Consider the following 11,756-nt stretch of genomic DNA (forward strand, 5'->3'; position numbering starts at 1 on the left):
TCAAGCCAGTAAACCAGCAGTTTACCAGCCAGTTGCTTCCTTCAGGGCCTTGCCGATATCAGCCAGGCTGCGCACGGTCTTCACACCGGCATCCTGCAAGGCAGCAAACTTCTCGTCTGCAGTACCCTTACCACCGGAGATGATGGCGCCAGCGTGGCCCATCCGCTTGCCCGGAGGCGCAGTAACACCCGCGATGTAGGACACTACCGGCTTGGTCACATTGTCCTTGATGAAGGCGGCGGCTTCTTCCTCAGCGGTACCACCGATTTCACCGATCATCACGATGGCCTCGGTTTCCGGATCTTCCTGCAGCAGCTTCAGGATGTCGATGAAGCTGGAGCCGGGGATCGGATCGCCACCGATGCCCACACAGGTAGACTGGCCATAGCCGAAGTCCGTGGTCTGCTTGACCGCTTCGTAGGTCAGGGTACCAGAGCGGGATACGATGCCCACCTTGCCCTTCTTGTGAATGTGACCGGGCATGATGCCGATCTTGCACTCGTCCGGGGTGATCACGCCCGGGCAGTTCGGGCCGATCATACGGGCGCCCTTCTTGTCGACGTACTCCTTCGCATAGAGCATGTCGATGGTGGGGATGCCCTCGGTGATGCAGACGATCAGCTGAATGCCGGCGTCAGCCGCTTCGATGATGGCGTCCTTACAGAAAGGCGCCGGCACGTAGATAACGGTAGCCTCGGCACCGGTCTTCTCGACTGCCTCACGCACGGTGTTGAACACCGGCAGACCCAGGTGCTCGGTGCCGCCCTTACCGGGGCTTACACCGCCAACCAGCTTGGTGCCGTAGTCAAGCGCCTGCTCGGAGTGGAAGGTACCCTGGGCACCGGTAAAGCCCTGACAGATAACCTTGGTGTCTTTGTTGATCAGGATGCTCATTACTTACCCCCTGCGGCTTTAACGACCTGCTCTGCAGCATTGGACAGGCTGCTTGCAGCGATGATATTGAGGCCGCTCTCTTCGAGGACCTTGGTGCCCAGTTCAGCGTTGTTGCCTTCCAGACGCACCACCACAGGAACTTTCACGCCCACTTCCTTCACGGCACCGATAATGCCCTCGGCGATCATGTCGCAACGGACGATACCACCGAAGATGTTCACCAGGACCGCCTTCACGTTGTCATCGGACAGGATGATCTTGAACGCCTCGGAGACGCGCTCCTTGGTCGCACCGCCGCCAACGTCCAGGAAGTTGGCCGGCTGGCCACCGGACAGCTTGATAATGTCCATGGTACCCATGGCCAGGCCAGCACCGTTGACCATACAGCCAATGTTGCCGTCCAGCGCCACGTAGTTCAGTTCCCACTTGGCCGCTTCCGCTTCGCGGGCGTCTTCCTGGGAAGGATCGTGCATTTCCTGGATCTGCTTCTGGCGGTACAGGGCGTTGCCGTCTACATTGATCTTGGCATCCAGGCAGTGCAGGTTACCTTCACTGGTAATAACCAGCGGGTTGATTTCCAGCAGGGCCAGGTCCTTGTCTTCGAACAGCTTGGCCAGGCCAACGAAGATCTTGGCAAACTGACCGATCTGCGCGCCTTTCAGGCCCAGTTTAAAGGCCAGCTCACGGCCCTGGTACGGCTGCGCACCAACCAGAGGATCAATCTCGGCCTTGAGGATCTTCTCGGGAGTCTCCTCGGCCACTGTCTCGATTTCAACACCACCTTCGGTGGAGGCCATGAAAACGATACGACGGGTAGCGCGGTCAACCACTGCACCCAGATACAGTTCCTGATCGATATCGGTCAGGGACTCAACCAGAATCTTGCTGACGGGCTGGCCCTTCTCGTCAGTCTGGAAGGTCACCAGGTTCTTGCCCAGCCACTGCTCGGCGAAAGCCTTGATTTCGTCCTTGCTCTTGACGAGCTTGACACCGCCAGCCTTGCCGCGACCACCGGCGTGAACCTGGGCCTTCACAACCCAGCCGTCGCCGCCGATCTTGTCTGCCGCCGCTGCAGCTTCTTCAGGAGTATCACAGGCATAGCCCTTGGATACGGGCAGGCCGTATTCAGCGAACAGCTGCTTGGCCTGATATTCATGCAAATTCATAGTCAAGTGTCCCGCTTTTTGATGGAGGATAACCACATACGGAATTGAACCCGCCGGAACCCATCGGAACAAGGCCCGCGCAATACGCTTGCAGCCTGACTCCGATGCGCTCCTTCATGCGAATTCGCTACGGTACGCCGGGGATCGCCTCAGCGCACCTAAACACCGGGTGTCGACACGGCCCGTGTACGCCGTACTGGCGGGTCGTCCTGACCTGCCCCGCCGACACCACCGGCGTTATTTCTTCTTCCGACGGTTGGCCTTGTGGATGGCACCACCGTCGACGGCCAGGGCCGCCTCGTGCACGGATTCCGACAGGGTCGGATGCGCGAAGCAGGTCAGCGCCAGGTCTTCGGCACTGGAGCCGAATTCCAGGGCAATCACACCCTGCGCCACGATCTCGGATGCCTGGGGGCCCACAACATGGAAGCCCAGCACCCGGTCGGTTTTCTCGTCAGCTATGATCTTCACCATGCCGCCGGTGGAATTGGCGGCCATGGCGCGACCGTTGGCAGCAAACGGGAAGGTACCGACCTTGTAGGCCTCACCCTCGGATTTAAGCTGCTCTTCAGTCTTGCCAACCCAGGCCACTTCCGGAGAGGTATAAATAACATTGGGGATGGCGTCATAGTTGACCTGCGGCTTGTGGCCCGCAATGCGCTCGGCAACCATGATACCCTCTTCCGACGCCTTGTGCGCCAGCATCGGCCCGCGGACCACGTCGCCAATGGCCCATACACCCGGTACTTCAGTCTTGCACTGGTCATCGACATAGATGAAGCCGCGCTCGTCCATGTTGATACCGGCATCCGCCGCCAGCAGGTTCTCGGTGTTGGGACGACGGCCAACGGCAACAATCAGCTTGTCGAACTTGACCTGCTCCTTGCTCTTGCCGTCTTCATAGTCCACATACACCAGCTTGCGCTTGATTTCCGCATTGGTCATGCGGGCGCCCAGCTTGATGTCCAGCCCCTGCTTCCTGAAATGCTTGAGGGCGTCCTTCGCGACCTGCTGATCAACCGCCGGCAGGAAGGTGTCCATGGCTTCCAGTACGGTCACTTCGGAACCCAGCCGTGCCCAAACAGAGCCCAGCTCAAGGCCGATAACACCCGCGCCGATCACACCCAGGCGCTTGGGAACTTCATCAAACTCCAGGGCGCCCTCAGAGTCAACGATGTAGTCACCGTCGAAAGGCGCCGGCGGGATCTCGATAGGTTTGGAGCCGCTGGCGAGAATGACGTTGTCAGCCTCATAGGTCGTGGTGTTGCCGTCCTTGTCAGTCACTTCCACCTGTTTGTTCGCCAGCAGTTTGCCATGGCCGTGGATGGAGGTAACGCCGTTGGACTTGAACAGCCCGGCGATACCGCCGGTAAGCTGCTGAACGATGCCGGCCTTACGCTCCATCATCTTGCCAACATTGATTTTCAGGTCCTTCAGCTCGATGCCCTGGTCCGCGTAACCGTGCTGGGCTTCCTCGTACTTGTGGGAAATCTCCAGCAGCGCCTTGGACGGAATACAGCCCACGTTCAGGCAGGTACCACCAAGCACCTGCTGCTTACCGTCCTCGGAGGTCCAGGACTCCACACAGGCGGTTTTCAGGCCAAGCTGTGCGGCCTTGATGGCGGCCACATAACCGCCGGGGCCGGCGCCAATGACGATCACATCGTACTTTTCAGACATGTTCTATCCCGTTATCTGGCGGAAGCCCCGGCAGGCGTGTTCGCCTCCGGGGCTCCGGAATGAGTTTGATAGGTTCAGACGTCCAGCAGGATGCGGGTCGGATCCTCGATCATTTCCTTGATGGCGACGAGGAACTGTACCGCTTCCTTGCCATCGATCATGCGATGGTCGTAGGACAGCGCCAGGTACATCATTGGCAGGATCTCGACCTGACCGTTCACCGCCATCGGACGCTCCTGGATCTTGTGCATACCCAGGATGGCCGTCTGCGGCGGGTTCAGGATCGGTGTGGAAATCAGCGAACCGAAAATACCACCGTTAGTAATGGTAAAGGTACCACCGGTCATCTCGTCGATGCCCAGCTTGCCACCCTTGGCCTTCTGGCCGTACTCGATAATCTTCTTCTCGATGTCCGCCAGGCCCATGCCGTCGACATCACGCAACACCGGAACAACCAGTCCACGGTCAGTGGAAACGGCTACACCGATGTCCTGGTAGCCATGGTAGACCATGTCGTTGCCATCAATGGACGCGTTGACTGCGGGGAAGCGCTTGAGCGCCTCGGTGGCAGCCTTGGCAAAGAAGGACATGAAGCCCAGCTTGACGCCGTGACGCTTCTCGAAGGAGTCCTTGTACTGCTTGCGCAGCTCCATCACCGGCTTCATGTTCACTTCGTTGAACGTGGTGAGCATGGCGGCATCGGTCTGGGCCTGTACCAGGCGCTTGGCGATGCTGGCACGCAGACGGGTCATGGGCACGCGCTTCTCGGGACGTTCGCCAGCGGGCAGATCTGCTGCCGGAGCCGGCGCCTGTTGCGGCGCGGCCTGGCCGCTTGAGGACTTGCCTCCCTCGATATGAGCCTGTACGTCTTCCTTGGTTACGCGACCACCCTTGCCAGTGCCCTTGACGGAATCCGGGTCAACGTTGCTTTCCTCGGCCAGCTTGCGGGCTGCCGGGCTCAGAATGGCATCACCGGAGGCGGCCGCGCTGCCCTGACCGGAATCGCCGGCGGACGCAGATTCCGCTTTTTCCTCGGCCTGCTTCTCTTCGCCGGAATCATCCTTCGATCCGGACTTGCTTTCACCGGCAGCGCCTTCCTTGAACTTGCCAATCACCTCACCACTCTCAACGGTGTCGCCCTCGTCCTTGATGATTTCCTCGATCACGCCGTCGGCAGGCGCAACCACTTCAAGAACCACCTTGTCTGTCTCAATATCGACAATCAGTTCGTCGCGTTCACAGGCTTCACCCGGCTTCTTGTGCCAGGTGGCAACGGTGCCTTCAGCGACCGACTCGGGGAAAACGGGGGCTTTTATTTCTGTTGACATCTCAATTCCTTACGTTCGGTAGCTCGTCACAGTTCAAAGGCGTCATTTACCAGCTTCTTCTGCTGCTCAACGTGCACGGACATATAGCCCGCAGCCGGTGCAGCAGAAGCATCACGACCTGCGTAATCCAGATACAGCTTCGGGTTCAGGCGATGCAGGGCCGCACGCATATGATGCTGACTGCAGTACCAGGCACCCTGGTTCATCGGCTCTTCCTGACACCAGACCGCATGCTTGAGCCTGGTGTAGGGCGCCAGCAGCTCGTCAAGGTCATCGCCGGGGAACGGATACAGCTGCTCGATGCGGAAGATGACCACGTCATCGCGACCGTCAGCTTTCTTCTTCTCCAGCAAATCGTAGTACACCTTGCCGCTGCAGAGGATCAGACGGGTGACTTTTTTCGGGTCAGACGGTTCCTTCTCCGGCAATACGGTCTGGAAGGTGCCCGAGGTCAGGTCGTCCAGGGATGAGGTCGCTTCCTTGTGGCGCAGCAGACTCTTCGGCGTAATGGCGACCAGCGGCTTGCGCAGCGGACGCTTCACCTGACGGCGCAACATATGGAAGACCTGGGATGGCGTGGTCGGCACGCACACCTGGATATTGTGCTCGGCACACAGCTGCAGGAACCGCTCCAGTCGTGCAGACGAATGCTCAGGCCCCTGCCCTTCATAGCCATGGGGAAGCAGCAGGGTCAGGCCACAAAGCCGGCCCCATTTGTGCTCGCCACTGGTCAGGAACTGGTCAATCACTACCTGGGCGCCGTTGGCAAAGTCACCGAACTGGGCCTCCCAAACGATCAGTGCGTTCGGCGTGGTGGTTGAGTAGCCGTATTCAAAGGCCATCACCGCCTCTTCCGACAGCAGGGAATCGTAGATCTCGAAAGATGGCTGCTTTTCGGACAGGTTGGCCAGGGAGGTCCAGGTATCGCCGCCCTTCTGGTTATGCAACACAGCGTGGCGGTGAGAGAAGGTGCCACGGCCCACGTCCTGGCCGGTGATACGGATCGGATGGCCCTCGTCCAGCAGGGACGCGTAGGCCATCATCTCACCATAGCCCCAGTTGAGACCAAGGGCACCGGCGGTCATCTTGTTGCGGTCTTCGACAATCTTCTGGACCTGGCGCTGAATGGAGAAGCCTTCCGGCACGTAGGTCAGCTTCTTGCCGAGACGCTGAATATTCTTGAGGGTCACGCTGGTCTTGCACTTGGCAGTCCATTCATGGCCCAGGTGCGGAGTCCAGTCAACGTAAAGCTCGGTGTTCGGTTCCTTGACCAGGGACTTCACGACATGCTCACCGTTATCGAGGGCGTCCCGATACTCGGTTTCCATTTTCTTGGCGTCGTCCTCGGACAGGACCCCTTCCTCCACCAACTGGCTGGCGTAGAGGTGACGGGTGCTCTTGAGCTTGCGGATCTTGTCGTACATCACCGGCTGGGTCGCGGAAGGCTCGTCGGCCTCGTTGTGCCCCCGGCGGCGGTAACAGACCAGGTCAATCACCACGTCCTGCTTGAACTCGTTGCGGTAGTCCATGGCCATCTGGGTGACAAACATAACCGCTTCGGGATCGTCGGCGTTCACGTGCAGGATGGGCGCCTGGATCATCTTGGCCACATCGGTGCAGTACTCGGTGGAGCGCGCGTCTTCCTGTTTGCTGGTGGTGAAGCCAACCTGGTTATTGATCACGATGTGGATGGTACCGCCCACACCAAAGCCCCGGGTCTGGGACATCTGGAAGGTTTCCATCACCACGCCCTGACCGGCAAAGGCCGCGTCACCATGCATGATGATCGGTACCACCTGGCTGCCGTCGGTATCTTTGCGTCGCGTCTGCCGCGCACGAACAGACCCGACAACAACGGGAGAAACGATTTCCAGGTGCGACGGGTTGAAGGCCAGTGCCAGGTGAACCTCACCACCTTCCGTCATCACATTGGAAGAAAAGCCCTGGTGATACTTGACGTCACCGGAGCCGGAATCCGCCATTTTTTTGCCTTCGAACTCGTCGAACAGGTCTTTCGGGTTCTTGCCCAGGGTGTTAACCAGCACGTTCAGGCGGCCACGGTGTGCCATGCCCAGAACGATTTCCTTGGCACCATAGCTGCCGGCACGCTGGATCAGTTCGTCGAGGCAGGGAATCAGTGCTTCGCCGCCTTCAAGACCGAAACGCTTGACGCCCGGATAGCGTGAGCCCAGGTACTTTTCCAGGCCCTCGGCAGCAGTGAGCCGTTCCAGCAAATGTTTGCGGGTCTTGGCCTCATAGGCGGGGCGGGACCTGACGGGCTCCATGCGTTGCTGGAACCACCGCTTGATACGGGTGTCGACCACGTGCATGTACTCAGCCCCGATGCTGCTGCAGTACGTCTTGCGCAGTTCATCGACGATATCGCCGAGTTTCATCTTCTCGGAGCCAAAATTCAGCGAACCGGTCTGGAACTCCAGGTCACGATCCGCGTCGGACAGCTCATGAAAGCCCGGATCCAGATCTTCCACCTGCGGCCGCTGCCAAACGCCCAGAGGATCAAGCTGCGCTTCCTGGTGTCCGCGGAAGCGGTAGGCGTTGATCATCTGGAGGACACGGATCTGTTTCCGGTCGGCGTCAGTCGTGGCAGAGGCGGGAACACCGGCGCCACTGTAAAAGCGCTGGTTACGGGAGATATGTTCGAACTGTTCACGGATGGTGGAATGGGCAACGTCACGGGTATTGCCGTCGACGCCCGGAAGCTTGTCAAAATAGCTTCGCCACTCTTCTGGAATGGCATTGGGATCGGTCAGGTAGGTTTCAAAAAGCTGCTCAACATAGGCCAGATTCCCACCCTGTAGATGGGAGGTCTGCCATAACTGCTCCATTATGCTTTCATGCATTTTGAATAGCTCACCTTGGACTGGTGCGGGGGAGCTCATCATGGTCGGCCAGGGGTATTTCTCAGTCAATACGGGTTTTTACGGGATCGACTGTAGCCACCACAACTTACACGGATGTTTTCCGTTCCCCGGTGGTTTTTTATACTGAATCGGGCCGCAGCAACGCTTTTTGGGCATATGCTGCGGCACGATAGCTTGCCTTACCGGTCCCCACCTGCCAATGAGCCTTTGGTAGAAGGCTATTCAGCCAGGCGGAAGGCAGACCGGCGGCCTGACACTTCCAGAACAGTATAGCGGTCTTACAGCAAACCGCAGATCAGGTGGCCCGCTGCAACAACAGGTCGCGGATATGCCCGATAGCGCGGGTCGGGTTCAGACCCTTGGGACATACGCTGACACAGTTCATGATGCCGCGGCAACGGAACACACTGAACGGATCGTCCAGGTTGGACAGTCGCTCAGCCTGTGCGGTGTCACGGGTGTCCGCCAGGAAACGATAGGCCTGCAGCAGACCGGCCGGCCCGATGAACTTGTCCGGATTCCACCAGAACGAAGGACAGGACGTGGAACAACAGGCACACAGGATACACTCGTACAGACCGTCCAGCTTCTCCCGGTCTTCCGGGCTCTGCAGACGCTCGATGGCCGGCTCAGGCGTATTGTTGATCAGGTACGGCTGCACCTTCTCGTACTGCTGGTAGAACAGGTTCATGTCCACCACCAGGTCACGGATGACAGGCAGGCCCGGCAGCGGGCGCAGAACCAGCTTGCCATGCTTGACCACCTCGGAAGCCGGGGTAATGCAGGCCAGTCCATTCTTGCCATTCATGTTCATGCCATCGGAGCCACAGACCCCTTCCCGACAGGAGCGACGGTACGCCAGTGACGGGTCCTTCTCCTTGAGCAGGTTGAGCACGTCCAGCACCATCAGGTCCTTGCCTTCCGGAAGCTCCAGCTCAACATCCTGCATGTAAGGGGCGTTGTCAGTTTCCGGGTTATAACGGTAAAGGCTTACCAACATCTTGATCTATCCCCCTTAGTAAGTCCGGACTTTCGGCTCGAAGGTCGGAACCGTCTTCGGCGCGAAGTTAACGTCACGCTTGCCTACCCGTTTTTCGAGCGGGAAGTAGACAGAGTGCTTCAGCCAGTTTTCGTCGTCACGCTCGGTAAAGTCGTTTCGGGCATGGGCACCACGGCTTTCCTTACGCTCCACGGCGGAGACTGCCGTTGCATAGGCAACCTCAAACAGGTTGTCCAGTTCCAGCGCCTCGATACGGGCCGTGTTGAAAGCATTGCTCCGATCGGAAAGCTTGGTGCGGCGCACCCTTTCACCGATTTCGTCAAGCAGTTTCAGGCCTTTCTCCATGCTCTCACCGTCCCGGAATACACCAAAGTACAGCTGCATGCAGTTCTGAAGATCCTTGCGGACCTTGGCCACTTCTTCACCCTCTTCGGTGCTGTTGAGACGGTCCAGGCGAGCCATGGCCTTCTGGATTTCCTCGTCAGTGGCAGCGTCGATCTCGAAGCCATCGCGGATCATCTTCTCGATGTGCAGGCCGGCGGCGCGACCGAAGACCACCAGGTCAAGCAGGGAGTTGCCGCCCAGCCGGTTGGCACCGTGAACGGATACACACGCAGCTTCGCCACAGGCAAACAGGCCTTCGATCGGCTTGTCGTTGCCGTTCTCGTCCTGGGTCAGGGCCTGGCCGCCCACGTTGGTGGGAATGCCACCCATCATGTAGTGACAGGTAGGAACAACCGGGATTGGTTCCTTGACCGGGTCTACGTGGGCAAAGGTACGGGACAGCTCACAGATACCCGGCAGACGCAGGTTGAGGGTTTCTTCGCCCAGATGGTCCAGCTTCAGCAGAACGTGGTCTTTCTCGGGACCGCAGCCGCGGCCTTCGAGAATTTCCAGAACCATGGAACGGGCCACCACGTCACGACCGGCCAGGTCTTTGGCGTTAGGTGCGTAGCGCTCCATGAAACGCTCACCCTCGCCGTTGATCAGATAACCGCCCTCACCGCGACAACCCTCGGTCACCAGGGTGCCAGCGCCGTAAATACCGGTCGGGTGGAATTGCCACATTTCCATATCCTGGACCGGGAAGCCGGCGCGCAGCGCCATGCCGACACCGTCGCCGGTATTGATCAGGGCGTTGGTGGTGGAGGCGTAGATACGACCTGCACCGCCGGTGGCCAGAACCGTCGCCTTGGCCTTGATGTAGGCCACTTCGCCAGTTTCGATTTCAATGGCGACAACACCCACCACCTGGTCCTTGCTGTTCTTGACCAGGTCGACCGCATACCACTCGTTCAGGAAGGTAGTTCCGCCTTTCAGGTTGGCCTGGTAAAGGGTATGCAGCAGGGCATGGCCAGTACGGTCAGCCGCGGCACAGGTACGAGCGGCCTGGGTGGGGTTGTCCGGACCCTTGGACTGGCCACCGAACGGACGCTGGTAGATACGGCCCTGCTCGGTACGGGAGAACGGCAGACCCATGTGCTCCAGCTCGAAAACTGCCTGGGGGCCCACGGAACACATATATTCGATAGCGTCCTGGTCACCGATGTAGTCAGACCCCTTCACGGTGTCATACATGTGCCAGCGCCAGTCATCATTGGGATCCGCACTGGCAATGGCACAGGTGATGCCGCCCTGGGCAGATACGGTGTGGGAGCGCGTCGGGAATACCTTGGTGATACAGGCGGTGTTCAGGCCTGACTCGGTGAGCTGCAGCGCGGCACGCATGCCGGAACCGCCACCACCGATAACAATCGCGTCGTAGGAAATGGTCTTGATATTAGCCATCTATTAAAGCCCCCAAAGAATCTGAATGCCCCAGACAACATATACGAACATCACGGTGCCGCAGATAGCCTGGAACAGGAACCGCGGCAGTGTTGCCTTGATGTAGTCAGTGGAAACCGTCCACAGACCGACCCAGGCATGCCCGCCAAGCGCAATCAGGGTGCCGAGACTGAAAATACGGAACCAGGTCTGACTGAACAGGCCGGCCCACGCTTCATAATCGAGGTCCGTTGTCAGCATGAAGCCAAGCAGGAAAATCGTGTAAAGCGCGAGCAGGTATGCACTGACGCGCTGGACCATCCAGTCATAGACGCCGCTGCGGCCGAGATTTGTTACGCTGTTCACTGCCATACCCATACCCCCGCGAGAACAATCAGGATCACCGAAATAACGATTGTGAGCTTCGCCGCCAGACGACCGCTCTTGAGCTCTTCACCGATACCCATATCCATCAGCAAATGCTTGATGCCCGCCACCAGGTGGTACAGCAGGGCGGAAAGGATGCCCCAGATGATCAGCTTCGCCAGGAAGCTGTCCAGCAGTTCATTGACGCGAGCAAAGCCCTCTTCCCCGGACAATGACAGGTCCAGCCCATACAACAGGAAGGCAACACCAACAAACATGATGACGCCACTGATGCGGTGCAGTATGGAAGTAATGGCAGGTAGCGGAAAATGAAACTTGCCGAGATCGAGATTAACTGGTCGTTTGCTATTCACAGCGCTCTCACACTCTCTCGTTGCTCCGCTTTTCCGGGCGAACCGGAGCGGATGGTTGGTATGAAGGATGACCGTGTCGGCACACCGTTGTGTCCGCACAGGTTATTCAGGAGGGAGGACATAACCGCAGACGTCGTTGCCGGCGTTCCGGCTTGGTTAGTCCCCGTTTCCGGGCTAGGGATTATAAGGAGTGCCCCCCGGAATTACAAACCGGCAAGTCTGGAAAACCCTGATACATCAGGCCACGGACTCAGCTATTGGGATGATTGACAAATGCTATTTGAGACTTACAAAACAAC

At 58.7% G+C, this 11,756-nt stretch carries 9 protein-coding genes; all 9 read right to left on the reverse strand.

Translation table 11 applies throughout. From position 1 onward, the window contains the following. Positions 1 to 21: 21 nt before the first annotated feature. The 9 genes from sucD to sdhC all read right to left on the reverse strand — a co-directional run bounded on the left by sucD (position 22) and on the right by sdhC (position 11,457). A complete protein-coding gene (gene sucD / locus BM036_RS00310; protein WP_091848241.1) occupies positions 22 to 894 on the reverse strand; it encodes a succinate--CoA ligase subunit alpha in 873 nt (290 codons plus the stop codon). Next, positions 894 to 2,060 carry an ADP-forming succinate--CoA ligase subunit beta gene (gene sucC, locus BM036_RS00315; protein WP_091848242.1) on the reverse strand — a complete coding sequence of 389 codons (1,167 nt, stop codon included), beginning with the start codon at positions 2,058 to 2,060 and terminating at the stop codon, positions 894 to 896. The genes sucD and sucC overlap by 1 nt, the downstream gene beginning before the upstream one ends. Positions 2,061 to 2,297: 237 nt before the next feature. Further along, entirely contained in the window at positions 2,298 to 3,740 is a 1,443-nt protein-coding gene (gene lpdA / locus BM036_RS00320) for a dihydrolipoyl dehydrogenase (RefSeq protein WP_091848243.1), read from the reverse strand. Between the two features lie 74 nt (positions 3,741 to 3,814). Continuing rightward, positions 3,815 to 5,068, reverse strand: coding sequence for a 2-oxoglutarate dehydrogenase complex dihydrolipoyllysine-residue succinyltransferase (gene odhB / locus BM036_RS00325; protein WP_091848244.1), 1,254 nt, complete (start codon positions 5,066 to 5,068; stop codon positions 3,815 to 3,817). Positions 5,069 to 5,094: 26 nt separating this feature from the next. Beyond that, the gene (locus BM036_RS00330) at positions 5,095 to 7,929 is read right to left on the reverse strand and encodes a 2-oxoglutarate dehydrogenase E1 component (RefSeq protein ID WP_091848245.1); all 2,835 of its coding nucleotides are present in this window, start codon (positions 7,927 to 7,929) and stop codon (positions 5,095 to 5,097) included. A 316-nt stretch (positions 7,930 to 8,245) separates the two neighbouring features. Further along, the gene (locus tag BM036_RS00335; protein WP_091848246.1) at positions 8,246 to 8,950 is read right to left on the reverse strand and encodes a succinate dehydrogenase iron-sulfur subunit; all 705 of its coding nucleotides are present in this window, start codon (positions 8,948 to 8,950) and stop codon (positions 8,246 to 8,248) included. A 15-nt stretch (positions 8,951 to 8,965) separates the two neighbouring features. Continuing rightward, a complete protein-coding gene (gene sdhA / locus BM036_RS00340) occupies positions 8,966 to 10,738 on the reverse strand; it encodes a succinate dehydrogenase flavoprotein subunit (protein WP_091848247.1) in 1,773 nt (590 codons plus the stop codon). 3 nt (positions 10,739 to 10,741) lie between these two features. After that, the gene (gene sdhD, locus BM036_RS00345) at positions 10,742 to 11,095 is read right to left on the reverse strand and encodes a succinate dehydrogenase, hydrophobic membrane anchor protein (RefSeq protein ID WP_091848248.1); all 354 of its coding nucleotides are present in this window, start codon (positions 11,093 to 11,095) and stop codon (positions 10,742 to 10,744) included. After that, the gene (sdhC, locus tag BM036_RS00350) at positions 11,080 to 11,457 is read right to left on the reverse strand and encodes a succinate dehydrogenase, cytochrome b556 subunit (RefSeq protein WP_091848249.1); all 378 of its coding nucleotides are present in this window, start codon (positions 11,455 to 11,457) and stop codon (positions 11,080 to 11,082) included. The genes sdhD and sdhC overlap by 16 nt, the downstream gene beginning before the upstream one ends. Positions 11,458 to 11,756: the final 299 nt, after the last annotated feature.

The sequence above is a fragment of the Marinobacter segnicrescens genome, assembly GCF_900111555.1.
Lineage (GTDB): Bacteria > Pseudomonadota > Gammaproteobacteria > Pseudomonadales > Oleiphilaceae > Marinobacter > Marinobacter segnicrescens.

Excerpts from the sequence above, each read along its gene's own strand:
- sdhD (WP_091848248.1), bottom strand. The coding sequence starts at position 11,095 with ATGGGTATGGCAGTGAACAGCGTAACAAATCTCGGCCGCAGCGGCGTC.
- sucD (WP_091848241.1), bottom strand. The coding sequence starts at position 894 with ATGAGCATCCTGATCAACAAAGACACCAAGGTTATCTGTCAGGGCTTT.
- BM036_RS00330 (WP_091848245.1), bottom strand. The coding sequence starts at position 7,929 with ATGCATGAAAGCATAATGGAGCAGTTATGGCAGACCTCCCATCTACAG.
- sucC (WP_091848242.1), bottom strand. The coding sequence starts at position 2,060 with ATGAATTTGCATGAATATCAGGCCAAGCAGCTGTTCGCTGAATACGGC.
- sdhA (WP_091848247.1), bottom strand. The coding sequence starts at position 10,738 with ATGGCTAATATCAAGACCATTTCCTACGACGCGATTGTTATCGGTGGT.
- BM036_RS00335 (WP_091848246.1), bottom strand. The coding sequence starts at position 8,950 with ATGTTGGTAAGCCTTTACCGTTATAACCCGGAAACTGACAACGCCCCT.
- odhB (WP_091848244.1), bottom strand. The coding sequence starts at position 5,068 with ATGTCAACAGAAATAAAAGCCCCCGTTTTCCCCGAGTCGGTCGCTGAA.
- lpdA (WP_091848243.1), bottom strand. The coding sequence starts at position 3,740 with ATGTCTGAAAAGTACGATGTGATCGTCATTGGCGCCGGCCCCGGCGGT.